Source organism: Exiguobacterium sp. s46, from assembly GCF_018618875.1.
GTDB lineage: Bacteria > Bacillota > Bacilli > Exiguobacteriales > Exiguobacteriaceae > Exiguobacterium_A > Exiguobacterium_A abrahamii.
The window spans coordinates 705,320-719,486 of record NZ_JACSMY010000001.1; the positions used below are offsets into that span (position 1 = coordinate 705,320).

Sequence of the window (14,167 nt, forward strand, 5' to 3'; positions counted from 1 at the left end):
CATAGCTAGATGAGGGGGATTTTAAATGTTGACAGCAAACACACACGAATTTTGGTTCGTGACAGGAAGCCAGATGCTCTACGGTGAGGAGGTAATTCGTCAAGTCGAAACACATTCAAAAGAGATGGTCTCAGGATTAGATGCAGCGGACGTCTTCCGGGATCGAATTGTTTACAAGGGAGTCGTCAAAAATGCAGAAGAAATTCGGCAGATGATGTTGCAGGCGAATGCTGATGATGCCTGTGCCGGTGTGATCACATGGATGCATACCTTCTCACCATCGAAAATGTGGATTAGTGGGATGCGTGTCTTACAAAAACCATTGCTCCATTTTGGGACACAGTTCAATCGTGACATCCCGTGGGATGCGATCGATATGGATTTCATGAACCTCAATCAGTCGGCGCATGGTGATCGTGAACATGGTTTTATCACAAGCCGGATGAACGTGAAGCGAAAAGTGCTCGTCGGTCATTGGGAAGATGAACTCACACGTCAAAAGATGTCATCTTGGATGAATGTAGCGCATGCGTTAGCGGAAAGTAAGAACTTAAAAGTCGCTCGTTTCGGTGACAACATGCGGAATGTAGCAGTGACAGAAGGTGACAAAGTCGAAGCTCAGATTCAACTGGGCTGGACGGTTGATGGGTATGGTGTCGGCGATCTCGTCACCTACATGAATGCGGTATCGGAGTCAGATTTAGATGACTTGATGGAAGAATATCGCACGCGATATGAAGTGACGAATACTGGAATGGAAGAAGAAGCATTCCAGGAATCCGTTCGCTATCAAGGTCGCATCGAACTCGGCATGAAGGCTTTTCTTGAAGCTGGTGGATACACTGCCTTCACGACAACCTTCGAAGACCTACATGGCATCAAGCAACTACCTGGGCTAGCCGTTCAACGATTGATGGAGCAAGGGTACGGGTTTGCTGGAGAAGGAGACTGGAAAACCGCAGCGCTTGTTCGTCTTATGAAAATCATGGCGAGCAACGAACGGACATCTTTCATGGAAGATTATACTTATCACTTTGAACCAGGCAACGAAATGGTCTTAGGGGCGCATATGCTCGAAATCTGTCCGACCATTGCGGTCGATAAGCCTAGAATCGAGGTACATCCTCTCGGAATCGGAGATCGTGAAGCGCCAGCGCGGATGGTATTCGAAGGACAGAATGGCAAGGCATTGAACGCTAGTTTGATTGATTTAGGACATCGCTTCCGACTCTTGGTAAACACAGTCGAGGGCATCCAACCGGATGAAGCAATGCCGAATCTTCCTGTGGCACGTGTTCTATGGAAAACAGAACCATCGATGGCTCAAGCTGTCGAAAACTGGATCCAAGCCGGGGGAGCGCACCATACTTGTTACTCCTATGAAGTGACAACTGAACAACTACGCGACTTCGCAGAACTTCTGAACATTGAAATTGCTGTCATCGATAAAGAAACGGAGACGGTTCGATTTAATAATGAGTTACGTTGGAATGAACTGTACTATCGACCATAATTTATAGGGACCTTCCTAGGTCCCTTTTCTTGGAGGAGATATTATGAATAACCAACTCGTCACATCAACACTAAATACAAAAGAAGCTGCAACACAACTAATCGTCAATGTAGATTTACCAAAAGGTAAAATCAGTAAGCATATCTATGGGCACTTTGCGGAACACCTTGGACGTTGTATTTATGAAGGGCTTTGGGTTGGTCCAGAATCATCCATACCGAATACAGATGGCATTCGGAACGATGTATTGACAGCATTGAAGAAATTGAACATTCCGGTTTTACGATGGCCGGGTGGATGCTTTGCAGACGAGTATCATTGGAAAGATGGTATTGGACCAAATGAAAACCGAAAGCGGATGGTCAATACACATTGGGGTGGCGTCGTCGAAAACAATCATTTCGGAACCCATGAATTTATGCGCCTTTGTGAATTACTAGAGTGTGAGCCTTATATTTGTGGAAACGTTGGAAGTGGGACCGTCCAAGAAATGTCTGAATGGGTCGAATATATGACGTTCAATGGAGAATCACCGATGGCGAACTGGCGTCAGGAGAATGGCCGTACAGAGCCGTGGTCGCTTACGTATTTCGGTGTTGGTAACGAGAACTGGGGTTGCGGTGGGAATATGCGTCCGGAGTATTACGCCGATCTATATCGTCGCTATCAGACATATGTCCGCAATTATGATGGCAATCAACTCTATAAGATTGCTGGTGGTGCAAACATTGATGATTACAAATGGACTGAAGTTCTCATGCGTGAAGCGGGTACGATGATGGATGGTCTTAGTCTGCACTATTATACGATTCCGGGCGATTTTTGGTTAGGTAAGGGATCAGCGTTAGATTTTACGGAAGATGAATGGTTCATCACCCTAAAACGTGCTTATTACATGGATGAACTGATCACAAAGCATGGGCAAATCATGGACCAGTATGATCCAGAAAAGCGCGTCGGTCTCATTGTTGATGAATGGGGAACGTGGTTCGACGTTGAACCAGGAACAAACCCAGGCTTCTTGTATCAACAAAACTCAATCCGAGATGCACTTGTCGCAGCGATTCACTTCAATATCTTCCATAAGCATAATGACCGCGTTCACATGGCGAACATCGCACAAATGGTCAATGTGCTTCAAGCAATGATCTTAACGGAGGGTGACCAGTTCATTCTTACGCCAACGTACCATGTCTTTGAGATGTATCGCGTTCACCAAGATGCTGAACGAGTCGAGCTAGCAGCCATCACGCGTGACTATGTAGCTAAAGAAGAATCGATTCCTTCTGTAAACGCGACAGCTTCTCGCGATGCTGATGGTGTATTGCACATTAGCCTCTGCCAGCTTGATCATCAAAATAGCGATAAAGTAGAAATTGATTTGCGGGGATTGGGGACGATTTCTAACGTATCGGCACGTATTTTAACAGCAGATCATCTCAATGCCCATAACACGTTTGAACAACCAGATGTGGTTGCGCCGCGTGATCATGAGGTCCAGGTGACAGAAGACGGAAAGCTCATCATGGATGTTCCGGCGATGAGCGTCATCACAGTGGCGGTTCGCTAAGATGAAAGTCGTCGAGACAAGACGGTGTCGTACTTGTCCACCGACAAAAGTAGACACTGATTGGTTATTAACCATCGACGCGGAAGTCATGCCGCAAGTCACGGACGCTGAGTATCAGGAACGTCTTCGTCAATGTGCAGTCTGTCCGTTTTATCAGGACGATACCTGTTTGAAGTGCGGGTGCTATGTATCTTACCGGGCACGCCTTGCAACAAAGCATTGCCCGGTGAAGGTTTGGTGAAAAAGGAGCGACTTGAGATGGAGCGACAAGAAGTAGTAAATCAGACGGCGTTTACGCTCGAGAACGATATGTGTCGTTTACGCATTTTGACATATGGAGCAACCCTGCAAGAGTTTTCGATTCAAGATGAGGGATGGAAAAATCTCATTTTGTCATACGATACGGTTGAAGAATACAAGACAGACACGTATTACTTGGGAGCGACTGTCGGACGTGTCGCTGGTCGAATCGAGGACGGGACATTCGATATGGACGGTGCAACGTACCATCTGCCTCAAAACGAAGGGAAGCATCATCTTCACGGGGTAGACGGTCTCCACTGTCAATTCTGGAAAATGGAAGACGTATCCAATACTCATCTCGTTCTTCGGTATGTAAGTCCTGATGGTGAGAATGGCTATAAGGGTACACTCGATGTCAGAGCATCGTTTGAATTGTTAGCTGACGGTGTCAAAATTACGTATGAGGCAATCAGTGACACGGATACGGTATGCGATATGACAAATCATACGTACTTTAATCTAAGTGGTGGAAGTCGTGATATTTTAGGACATGAATTGACTTTACCGGCTAATCAATTTGCTGAGCTGCGAGATGATTTGATTCCTACAGGACGCCTATTGGATGTCGATCAGACCCCTTTTGACTTCCAATCAGGACGAATGCTAGGAGATGGTCCAACTTCAAGCCATCCACAAAATCAACTCGTCAATGGTTATGATCATCCATTTTTATTCGACGACCAACGAAAAGCGACGCTGTACGATCCTGAAAGTAAGCGTTCCTTGATGTTGTCTACGACTGCACCAGCTCTTGTGCTCTATTCAGGAAACCAGATGAATGAAGAAACGATCTTACGTGAGGGACGCTCTCGAAAATATTATGGTGTTTGTCTCGAGCCGCAACATCTTCCGGACGCCGTTCATCACAGTAATTTTCCATCTATTAGATTATTAGCAAGAGAGACGTATCAGTGGGAAACGGAATATCGCGTTGGGAAAGGAGTCAGTCGATGAACCTCGAACAGATACAAAAGCAGGTTGCTACTTGTTCGTGTGGAAATCTACATTACCCCATTACGATTGAACAAATCAGTGCCTCTGAAAAAGTATGGCAATCAGTGGTCGAGTTTGTGCAGCAAAAAGAGTGGCGGCACCTCCTCGTCATTGGTGATGTCAATACGCAGATGGTCGGTTATTCTCCACTGAAGAAAGCATTAATGACAGTAGGAATTGACGTATCAATAGTCACGCTCTCGCCGAACAAGCAAGGGGATGTCTTAGCTGATGAACTATCAGTTGTACAAGTAATGCTCGAGTTGGACGATAGTGTGGATGCGTTGATCGCACTCGGAGCAGGGACGATTCATGATGTGACGCGGTTTTGTGCTGCGAAAGCAAAAATCCCATTTCTGTCTGTTCCTACCGCTCCTTCAGTGGACGGGTTTACTTCGAAAGGAGCTCCCTTAATTATAAGAGGGAAAAAAATGACCTATCAGCTCGTCTCACCAATTGCCGTATTCATCCCAAGTGACATTATCCGTGATGCACCTCGTGCGTTAATAGCAGCAGGTGTCGGGGACATGCTTGGGAAGTACACCTCCTTACTGGATTGGCGTTTTGGTGCCTTTGATGGACAAGAACCCTTTTGTCCTGTAGTTGCTCGATTGACCGAAATTGCTTTATCCGATTGTGTAAAAGCTCTACCAGATATCTATGCAGAAAAAGCGGAAGGTTTGGATCAACTGATGGATTCATTGATCTTATCAGGAATTGCGATGTTGATTTTTGGGCATTCACATCCTGCATCTGGTGGAGAACACCACCTCTCTCATTATTGGGAAATGGATTTCTTAACGCATGACCGTCCAGCCGTCTTACACGGTACAAAAGTAGCGATTGCGACGATGGAACTTATCGATACTTATAGAGCGATGATCCAAGAACAATCTGATGTACCAAAGGAGCTAGGTGATTGGGTCACTCAAATGCCAACAAGACAGAAGTTGGAGTCCATTTTTAATTCGTTACAAGCACCTCTTCAGCCAGAGGAAATCGGTATTTCGTCTCTTCTCCTAGCGAGTAGCAAGAGAGAAGCATATCGTCTTCGAGAGAGACACACGCTGTTAAAACAGATGAGCTTACAGACGAGCCACTTTGAAACAGAGGAGCGTTCATTATGACAGAGACAATCGTAAATCCAATCGTAGAACAACGCGCGGATCCATGGATCATGCGGCATACAGATGGCTATTACTACTTTACGGCGTCCTTACCTGACTTTAGCGGTATTCCGCTGCGTCGTGCTCAGACGATCGGAGAGTTGACTAAAGCAGAAGAGAAAGTCGTATGGCAGAAGCGTTCGACCGGAATTATGAGCGCTAACATTTGGGCACCAGAATTACATCACATTCAAGGGAAATGGTACCTTTATTTCGCGGCGGCACGTGAAGATGCTATTTTTGATCATCGCATGTACGTTCTCGAAAATAGTTCAGCCAATCCGCTGGAAGGTCAATGGACGGAAAAAGGACAAATCGAGACATGGCAAGAATCATTCGCCCTCGATGCGACAACGTTCGAGCATGAAAACCGGTTATATTACATCTGGGCTCAGAAAGATCCAAAAATTGAAGGAAACTCGAATCTCTATATTTCTGAAATGGAGAATCCTTGGACATTGACAGGACCGCAAACGATGATTGCGACACCGGAATATGCTTGGGAAAAAGTCGGCTTTCTTGTAAACGAAGGACCTGCTGTCTTAAAGCGAAATGGCTATATATATGTCACGTTTTCAGCAAGCGCGACGGATCATAATTATTGTGTAGGTTTTCTTCGTATCAATGAAAAAGAGGATGTGTTAGATGCTACTCATTGGGAAAAATACCCGCAACCCGTTCTTACGACGAATGAGTCAATCCGTGAATACGGACCAGGTCATAACAGTTTCACGACACTCGCAGATGGGACCGATATGATTGTTTATCATGCACGGAACTATAGAGAAATCGAAGGGGATCCATTATGGGATCCGAATCGTCATACGTATGTACGACCATTTTCTTGGCAGGGAGATGTGCCTGTTTTTGAAAACAGGATGGTCAACGAGGAGGTCACACGATGAACCAGACAGAGGATCGAAATCTTGTTTTAGAGCAACGGGCAGATCCATGGATGTATCTGCATTCTGACGGTTATTATTATTTTACAGCGTCTGTTCCTGAATACGATCGAATCGAATTGCGTCGTGCTAGATCTCTCCATGAACTAAGGGATGCAGAAGCGGTGACAGCATGGATTAAACCAGAAACTGGCCCTATGAGTGATCTGATTTGGGCACCCGAATTACATCGTATTCATGGGAAATGGTATCTTTATTTTGCGGCTGCGAAGTCACGCGAGATTGTAAACGGACTCTTTGATCATCGGATGTTCGTTTTAGAGAATAGTTCGGATAATCCTCTAGAAGGCGAATGGTTAGAACGCGGACAAATAAAAACGCAGTGGGATTCATTTGCTCTTGACGCGACCGTCTTCGAACATCAAGACGTTCATTACTTAGTGTGGGCACAAAAAGATCCTTCCATTGAAGGAAACTCGAACTTATATATTGCAACTTTAAAGAATCCATGGACCATTCAAAAGCCACAAGTCATGTTGACGAAGCCAGAGCTTGATTGGGAGACAAAGGGTTTTCTGGTGAACGAAGGACCGGCAGTCCTGAAGCGTCATGGACAAATCTTCATTACGTATTCCGCTAGTGCAACGGATGAGAATTATTGCATGGGTATGTTGAGTGCCTCAGAAGACGCAGACCTATTGAATCCGGATGCTTGGGAAAAATCATCGTCACCCGTATTTGCGACGAATGAAGAGGTTGGTCAATATGGACCAGGGCACAATAGCTTTACAGTAGATGAACAGGGACAAGATGTCATTGTATATCATGCACGGACCTACACTGAAATCGAGGGTGATCCTCTGTACGATCCGAATCGCCATACACGGGCACAGATCTTTACGTGGGGCATGGATAAAAAACCAAACTTTGATAAGCCAATCTGATTGCGAACAGAATCAACTTTTTTTATAAGAAAACGTAATTAATCTTGTACAGTTGATAATTTTTTGTTTAATAAACTTGAGGTCACAAAAAGCATCTCTTATGTAGATTTACTCTACAGAAGGGATGCTTTATCGCAAAAAGACGTTACTCTTCAATCTGGATTTTCACCTTCGTTTTCAGCGACATGCATAGAGGGATTCTTGACATCAGAGGCGACAATGGAAAATCCTTTTTCTTGCTCAGCAGCTCGTGCTGGTTCAATCGCTACATTCAAGGCAGGTAGATTGGTTTGTTCAGAATATCATGAATGATAAAATAAGATTGAATTAGATGTAAATTACTTTATAGACAATATTTATTGGGGGTACTTTAAATGGAAAATAAAATTTGCTCATCATGCGGAAGTACTAATTTTCAAGAGGCAACAGATTATATTCCACTAAAGCCATCTAAAGGGTCATTTCATAGTGCTCAAAAAGTATTTTCGTTTTGTATGGATTGCGGTATCGTAGATGCGATTCGTATTGAGAACACAGAAATCTTTCAAAATAAAGAGTAAATATTCAATCTACAAAAAGAGCGTCCGATATGGATGCTTTTTTATAGAGAAAAAATGTAGTCGATCATGAAAAATAATTAGTTTTGTAAATAAGGAGTAATGTAGTGCCTATCTTTTTCTTAAATGGCACTGTAAATGCATATCTAACCAATGCAACCAGTCAGATGCACTTAACCAGCCAAGTTCATCATAATAAATCTTTTTTGAAGCATCTATAGTTTGAATATGCATTTTAACGCACTCCATTTGAGTAATTAATTATTTTGTGCTTTTTAGGAGAATAGCGTAATCCAGGTTACTTTCTAGTTCGATCTTAAAATCATTTTTAAATTTACACGTACCTATGGAACTTCGTCATATAAAAAACAAAGTCTCCAAATCTTGTTCTCCTTTTCGAAGGCTGATGAAGTAAATTTAAGAACCCAAAAGCATCGTATCTTTTCTTAACAGAAATGGTACGATGCTTCTTTGTAGTTCCTCGATAGAATTAAAAAAATCTATAGTTAGTCATTCATAAAAGGGAAAAGTAGAAAAAGAAGAAGAGATCTGGTCAAGATTGATTAATTCTTCTAATCTCCATTTAACTAATTTTTTAATTGAATTAACTTTAATTCTGAAAAGTAAATTTAATAAATGTCACCTATCCTATTGTGATATAAGGTATCATTGGAAATAGTTTCTTAGGGAGTATATACCATAAAGAAAGTTATAAGAGGGAAAGAACAGGCAATTGATTTCTTGAAACTACTAACAAAAGAATTAAATCTTAAAGTAGATGAAGGAGAGGTATGATGAGAGAAAAAACTCGCATATTAATAGGGCTGCTACTAGCTTGCCTCTATATTTTACCGATGGTCTTACTGGGGGAACATGCACATGTCCGTATTCATGATAATCTAGACTCAAACATCACGTGGTATAAAACATTGGTCGATACCAATAGTATTTACGCAAGCCTTCATGCAAATGTTCCTGACTTATTGAATGGGGTCGTCTCGAGAAATGCTTTCGTCAGTGAGTTTACAGGTATCGTGTGGCTATATCAATGGTTCCCACCATTTACGGCATACGTGATCAGTCAAACGTTGGTCCGAATCTTTGCTTTCTTAGGAATGTACTTATTACTACGTGATTATGCGAAAGGGGTTATTCCTAAATCATATGCGCTGTGGGTAGCAGTTCTATTTTCTTGGACACCATTCTGGCCATCGGGCATGCTCAGCACGCTTGGGATGCCACTCTTATTGTGGGCTTATTGGAATATCTGGCATGGACGGAAAATAAAATCGAGTGCATTCGTATTGTTAGTGGTTCCGTTCTATTCGAGCTTCGTGCTAGGAATCGTTTTCTTTTTAGCAACGCTTGCCATTTACCATATGGTGAAGGAGATACGCGCACGTAGTTTTCATAGCCGTTTTTGGATCGCCTATGGCCTTCAGGTCCTTTTATACTTATTAATTGAATATCGACTGGTCTTCTCGATGCTGTGGGAAGAAGAGCCTACGAGTCGAAATGACTTCGAAACAGGGAATAACGGATTTTGGGCAAGTATTCGTTTATTTTTTAAGAATTTGGTGTTTGGTCATACACATGATCGCGCAGTACAATCGCCCATCATCCTCCTAACACTTCTGATTGTTGGATTTCTAGTATTTCGTCAAAAAGATCATGCAGCAAGACGAATTCGAACTTTGATGTGGTTTCTATTTGGACTATCGCTGTGGTATGCGTTTTGGTTTTATGAGGGGTGGAATCCGTTAAAGCAACATGTCTCTCTCATTAGAACTTTCAATTTCTCACGATTCCACTTCCTTCAACCGATGTTGTGGTATGCATTGTTTTACTTGATGCTCGACTGGCTATGGCGAACTGCCAAACGAAAATGGGTGACTTGTTTGCTCGTAGCCCAAACCCTTGTCTTGCTTGCATGGAATCCCGAGTTCCTCTATCGTCATCATCCATCCTATGAAGCGTTTTATGCGACTTCTCAGTTTTCTGACATTAAACGCTTTATCAACCAACCAACGAAAGACTATCAGGTCGCTTCTCTCGGATTGCACCCTGCGATCGCACAATACAATGGTATGCAAACCGTGGATGGTTATGTGAACTTTTATCCATTACGCTATAAAGCATCTTTCCGAAAGGTGATTGCTGGAGAATTGGATAAAAGTAAGCTATTACAACGTTATTTTGATACGTGGGGAAATCGAGTCTATGTGTTTTCATCTGAACTCGGTAAGGAATACGAGTACACAAAGGAGCATCAAGTACCGGTTCGACATTTATCTATCAATACAGCACAGTTGAAGCAAATCGGTGCGACATATCTTTTGTCTACTGTACCAATCAAAAATGCTGCAGCCATTGGATTGCAGTACGAAAAAACGTTTGAAGATCAACATTCTGCTTGGAAGATTAGGTTATACCGTATCCAAGCTACTACAGAGAATACGAAGTAAGTTCATTTAAGGAGGAGTAATGGTATGACGATGACGACAATCCCTACGCTAGGCGTAATTATTCCGTGTTATAACGAGACGGAAGTATTACGCTTGACGGTCCATACGATGCACCGTTTCTTAACAGAGTGGCGAGAACGACACCTCATTTCTGAGGACTCCTTTGTCTTGTTCGTAGATGATGGAAGTCAGGATGATACCTGGTCCCAAATTGAAGATGTACACGCACAAGATGGTCGGTTTAGAGGATTAAAATTAGCACATAACGTAGGACATCAAAATGCTTTGTTCGCAGGTCTTGTCGAAGGACACACCGATGCGGATTGTGTTGTGTCAATGGATGCGGACCTTCAGGATGACGTAAAAGTGATTGAACAGTTTTTAAGTGAATTTGCGAAAGGGAATGATATCGTCTATGGGGTAAGAGAAGATCGTCAGACCGATAGCTGGTTTAAACGGTCGACTGCTCAAGGCTTTTATCGCTTCATCGACTGGTTGGGTGTAGAGACCATCTTCAATCATGCAGACTATCGTCTCATGAGCAAACGAGCTGTCGAAACACTTTGTGCACATCCGGAACGCAATCTCTTTTTGCGGGGGATGGTACCTTCGCTTGGTTTTCAAACAGCAGAAGTGACCTATACACGTCAATCACGTCCAGCAGGCGAATCAAAATATCCATTACGAAAGATGATGGCACTCGCATGGGATGGGGTGACCTCGTTTAGTGTTCGTCCGATTAAGTTGTTATTTTTAGTCTCACTATTCATGCTCATCGTCTCGATCGGTTTTGTCGGATATGCTCTTTATCGTAGATATGAAGGAGAAGCGATGGATGGGTGGACGTCTTTAATGATGTCGATCTGGTTCATCGGCGGACTTCAATTACTAGGTATTGGACTGATAGGAGAATACATCGGTAAAATCTATCAGGAAGTCAAACGACGTCCTCGTTATGTCGTCGAGAAAAAACGAGAATGATGACCTTTCTTCGTTTCTTATTAGTAGGAGTTCTTAATACGCTGGTTGGTCTGACGCTGACACTGATTTGTTTTCATGTCTTGCATACTGGTTATTGGGGAGCGACGGCGATCGGGAATGCATGTGGTGTTTGGGTCAGCTATATGCTAAATCGTCGCTTCACCTTTCGTCAAGAGGCTGGAGGATGGCCCTATTGGATACGTTTTTTGATCGTCGTTTCGATTAGTTATCTCATCGCTTATCGTCTTAGTTTATGGGGAGTGCATTACGTATTGCCAAATCTACAAGAGACTGGAGCGATTCTGATCGGGATGATTATCTATACGGGGTTAAATTATCTAGGTCAGTCTTATTGGGTATTTCGCAAATCATGATGATAAAACAAGCTATCTATAGAGGTAGCTTGTTTTTTTTATCCTCTCAATTGCACTTGCAAAAGCACAGTAGCAAATCAAAAGACTGACAAATGAATTTTCAAATTATAGAAATCAACCACTCAGATTAGAGTGAGGAAAGTCATTTACAATTTGATAAGATGACGCATTCAACGTATGCATCACATAGTTATATGGGTGGATATGCTATTTCTCATGTAATCGACCATGCCTATTCCTTATTCATCGACTCCCTTCAGTCCACCACATTAAATGATCGTTGATGAACGAATCCCAAAAGAAGAATGAAAGTAAAGTATCCGTGAAATCTAATTTACAGACTTAAATTTATTACAAACGACATCAATAAATCGCAATTTCTTCTTGTAGTAAATAATTCTGTTAAAAATAAGAAATTTTTATTTTTTAGTTGGTCCGTTATTACTCCTTCTCGATAAAGTAAAAGTCTATGAACTTAAACGATAAGAAGCAGTTCCTGTCATGTAGAGACAGGAACTGCTTCTTATCGAACCATTATATCGTCGGTAATTCTAAAATTCTTAAGAGATAGAAAAAAGTAAGACAGAAAGATATGTCACTTCGTTTCAAAACAAACATACGTTCGTTTTACGTGACAATTTAAATAAAAGTGTCCTTACTTAATTTTCATAATATTAGTATAATCCATATCAAAATATAAGTCTATATCTTGATAACTATCTTCTCTATAGTAAAGCTACGAAAAGAAGACGCTATTCGTTAACTATGAGAGGAGTTATTATGAACAAAACTACATGGAATCCTAATGTGAAAGTCAGACTGATAGGAGAAGGTCTTTTCAATCTGCTATTTTGGATGTACTTTCCTTTTCTAACGGTCTATTTTGGTAAAGGACTAGGGTTACAGACTGCTGGATTAATAATGGCACTGCCCCCCTTAATAAGTATTGTCGGAAGTTTAACCGGAGGAAGCTTTGCGGATACGTTAGGGAGACGTCCTGTGATGCTGATCGGAACATTTTTGCAAATGACCATGTTTATTCTATTTGCTGTCTCTTCTTCTCCTTGGATTAATTATGTTGCCTTTATCGGAATTAATATAGGCGCAGCATTTTATCGTCCTGCTAGTTCAGCGATGATAGCGGACACAGTTCCAAAAGATGAATTGCGACAAGTGTATGCGACATTTATGACCGTGAACAATATTGGTGCCGTTTTAGGACCAATCATTGGAGCAGTCTTCTTTTTTCAACATCGTCAACTGTTATTGTGGACCTGTGCAATAGTTCTCTTTCTTTACTTCATAACGATCTATTTTATTGTTAGTGAAACCTTACCTGTCCGATCCAAGCAAAAAGATGTAACGACCCCACTTAAATATGCGTTTCAGTCTAAGTGGTCTGGCTATCGACTTATTCTCAAAGATCGTATTTTTCTGCTATACGTAATTGCGGGAACCTGTTCACTCTTCCCAGTGATGCAACTCGATCTCTACTTACCAGTTTACGTGATAGAGAATGTGCCTAAACAACCTCTCGTACCGCACTTGCTGGATTCTTTTCAGCTCACGAGCCAATCCATTTTTGGCTATCTGGTAAGCTTTAATGGTCTTTTGTTTGTCATCTTGATCCTTCCCGTAACGAATCGACTTAAAAATTGGTCAGAAAGACGTCTCTTCGTCGTTTCGACCTTACTTGCAGGAGGAGGTACATTTTTAGTCGGATGGAATAACAACATCTGGTTTTTGTTTGGTTGTACGCTCATCTTCACGTTAGGTGAGATCATGCGTACACCAGTCACGCAGAGTTTCATCGGTCATTATGCTCCAGAGGAGGCAAGAGGTCAGTATCTAGCTGCTGATAGTCTTCAAAACACACTTGGTAAGACGCTAGCACCTCTCGCTATCTACGCATCAGGATGGATCGCCCCGCTTGGTATCTTCACTATCATTCTCCTTTTTGCTATCATTGGAGCTTGTTTATATCTGCAATTATTTAGACTGTATTCTCCCACTTGACAATCAGGTTGATAATACAAAGTGTACGATTACAAATAAAATATTAATTTAGGCTTTAGAATGATTTCACAAAAATAATAATTACTATAGATAATTAATATCAGATAAATGCTATCTAAAATATCTTAAATCAGCATGAACGAGATGATTTCGATTTCAACATTTCGCGACAATGAGTTGTCGACGTCAAGTAGAAATTGACGTTTTCTGCTCGATTGATATTTACACTTCTGTTGAAAATAAATTCTTACGATTTCTCATGCGATGACTGTCGTCATCGCTATGAATCACTTCGACACGATGTAAGAGACGGTCTAATATTGCAGTTGTGATTCCTTGATCACCAATTAGTTCGCCCCATTGATCCGGACTTTTACTAGAGT

At 42.0% G+C, this 14,167-nt stretch carries 12 protein-coding genes and 2 pseudogenes; 12 read left to right on the plus strand and 2 right to left on the minus strand.

Annotated features, from left to right (window positions below; genetic code table 11):
- Window positions 1-25 precede the first annotated feature (25 nt).
- The 7 genes from araA to KNQ08_RS03665 are packed head-to-tail and all read left to right on the plus strand — an operon-like array spanning window position 26 to window position 7,391.
- Window positions 26-1,513: an L-arabinose isomerase gene (gene araA / locus KNQ08_RS03635; protein ID WP_047395662.1), complete on the plus strand. Its 1,488-nt coding sequence runs from the start codon at window positions 26-28 to the stop codon at window positions 1,511-1,513.
- Between the two features lie 43 nt (window positions 1,514-1,556).
- Window positions 1,557-3,083, plus strand: a complete 1,527-nt coding sequence (locus KNQ08_RS03640; RefSeq protein WP_214804760.1) for an alpha-N-arabinofuranosidase — start codon at window positions 1,557-1,559, stop codon at window positions 3,081-3,083.
- Between the two features lies 1 nt (window position 3,084).
- Window positions 3,085-3,324 carry a DUF6171 family protein gene (locus KNQ08_RS03645; protein WP_158513336.1) on the plus strand — a complete coding sequence of 80 codons (240 nt, stop codon included), beginning with the start codon at window positions 3,085-3,087 and terminating at the stop codon, window positions 3,322-3,324.
- A 17-nt stretch (window positions 3,325-3,341) separates the two neighbouring features.
- Entirely contained in the window at window positions 3,342-4,340 is a 999-nt protein-coding gene (locus KNQ08_RS03650) for an aldose epimerase family protein (protein WP_214804762.1), read from the plus strand.
- Window positions 4,337-5,506 (plus strand): sn-glycerol-1-phosphate dehydrogenase, encoded by a 1,170-nt coding sequence (locus tag KNQ08_RS03655; RefSeq protein ID WP_214804764.1) that lies wholly within the window; start codon window positions 4,337-4,339, stop codon window positions 5,504-5,506. Before KNQ08_RS03650 ends, KNQ08_RS03655 begins: the two co-directional genes overlap by 4 nt.
- On the plus strand, window positions 5,503-6,450 hold the full coding sequence (locus KNQ08_RS03660; RefSeq protein WP_214769668.1) for a glycoside hydrolase family 43 protein: 948 nt from the start codon (window positions 5,503-5,505) through the stop codon (window positions 6,448-6,450). The genes KNQ08_RS03655 and KNQ08_RS03660 overlap by 4 nt, the downstream gene beginning before the upstream one ends.
- A complete protein-coding gene (locus tag KNQ08_RS03665) occupies window positions 6,447-7,391 on the plus strand; it encodes a glycoside hydrolase family 43 protein (RefSeq protein ID WP_214769672.1) in 945 nt (314 codons plus the stop codon). Before KNQ08_RS03660 ends, KNQ08_RS03665 begins: the two co-directional genes overlap by 4 nt.
- Before the next feature lie 152 nt (window positions 7,392-7,543).
- Here KNQ08_RS03665 and KNQ08_RS16830 read toward each other — a convergent pair.
- A pseudogene (locus KNQ08_RS16830) lies at window positions 7,544-7,678 on the minus strand (methyl-accepting chemotaxis protein); the annotation flags it as partial.
- 87 nt (window positions 7,679-7,765) lie between these two features.
- Here KNQ08_RS16830 and KNQ08_RS03675 point away from each other — a divergent pair.
- From KNQ08_RS03675 to KNQ08_RS03695, 5 genes are all read left to right on the plus strand, one after another.
- Complete coding sequence (locus KNQ08_RS03675) at window positions 7,766-7,951, plus strand: hypothetical protein (protein ID WP_035408297.1); 186 nt, start codon at window positions 7,766-7,768, stop codon at window positions 7,949-7,951.
- Window positions 7,952-8,739: 788 nt separating this feature from the next.
- The gene (locus KNQ08_RS03680) at window positions 8,740-10,413 is read left to right on the plus strand and encodes a DUF6044 family protein (protein WP_214804766.1); all 1,674 of its coding nucleotides are present in this window, start codon (window positions 8,740-8,742) and stop codon (window positions 10,411-10,413) included.
- Between the two features lie 24 nt (window positions 10,414-10,437).
- The gene (locus tag KNQ08_RS03685; protein WP_231496861.1) at window positions 10,438-11,394 is read left to right on the plus strand and encodes a glycosyltransferase family 2 protein; all 957 of its coding nucleotides are present in this window, start codon (window positions 10,438-10,440) and stop codon (window positions 11,392-11,394) included.
- Window positions 11,391-11,768 (plus strand): GtrA family protein, encoded by a 378-nt coding sequence (locus KNQ08_RS03690; RefSeq protein ID WP_052169496.1) that lies wholly within the window; start codon window positions 11,391-11,393, stop codon window positions 11,766-11,768. The genes KNQ08_RS03685 and KNQ08_RS03690 overlap by 4 nt, the downstream gene beginning before the upstream one ends.
- A gap of 780 nt (window positions 11,769-12,548) precedes the next feature.
- A complete protein-coding gene (locus KNQ08_RS03695; RefSeq protein ID WP_214804768.1) occupies window positions 12,549-13,784 on the plus strand; it encodes an MDR family MFS transporter in 1,236 nt (411 codons plus the stop codon).
- Window positions 13,785-14,006: 222 nt separating this feature from the next.
- Here KNQ08_RS03695 and KNQ08_RS03700 read toward each other — a convergent pair.
- Window positions 14,007-14,165: pseudogene (locus tag KNQ08_RS03700) on the minus strand (ATP-binding protein); the annotation flags it as partial.
- Window positions 14,166-14,167: the final 2 nt, after the last annotated feature.

Excerpts from the sequence above, each read along its gene's own strand:
- araA (WP_047395662.1), top strand. The coding sequence starts at position 26 with ATGTTGACAGCAAACACACACGAATTTTGGTTCGTGACAGGAAGCCAG.
- KNQ08_RS03640 (WP_214804760.1), top strand. The coding sequence starts at position 1,557 with ATGAATAACCAACTCGTCACATCAACACTAAATACAAAAGAAGCTGCA.
- KNQ08_RS03645 (WP_158513336.1), top strand. The coding sequence starts at position 3,085 with ATGAAAGTCGTCGAGACAAGACGGTGTCGTACTTGTCCACCGACAAAA.
- KNQ08_RS03650 (WP_214804762.1), top strand. The coding sequence starts at position 3,342 with ATGGAGCGACAAGAAGTAGTAAATCAGACGGCGTTTACGCTCGAGAAC.
- KNQ08_RS03655 (WP_214804764.1), top strand. The coding sequence starts at position 4,337 with ATGAACCTCGAACAGATACAAAAGCAGGTTGCTACTTGTTCGTGTGGA.
- KNQ08_RS03660 (WP_214769668.1), top strand. The coding sequence starts at position 5,503 with ATGACAGAGACAATCGTAAATCCAATCGTAGAACAACGCGCGGATCCA.
- KNQ08_RS03665 (WP_214769672.1), top strand. The coding sequence starts at position 6,447 with ATGAACCAGACAGAGGATCGAAATCTTGTTTTAGAGCAACGGGCAGAT.
- KNQ08_RS03675 (WP_035408297.1), top strand. The coding sequence starts at position 7,766 with ATGGAAAATAAAATTTGCTCATCATGCGGAAGTACTAATTTTCAAGAG.
- KNQ08_RS03680 (WP_214804766.1), top strand. The coding sequence starts at position 8,740 with ATGATGAGAGAAAAAACTCGCATATTAATAGGGCTGCTACTAGCTTGC.
- KNQ08_RS03685 (WP_231496861.1), top strand. The coding sequence starts at position 10,438 with ATGACGATGACGACAATCCCTACGCTAGGCGTAATTATTCCGTGTTAT.
- KNQ08_RS03690 (WP_052169496.1), top strand. The coding sequence starts at position 11,391 with ATGATGACCTTTCTTCGTTTCTTATTAGTAGGAGTTCTTAATACGCTG.
- KNQ08_RS03695 (WP_214804768.1), top strand. The coding sequence starts at position 12,549 with ATGAACAAAACTACATGGAATCCTAATGTGAAAGTCAGACTGATAGGA.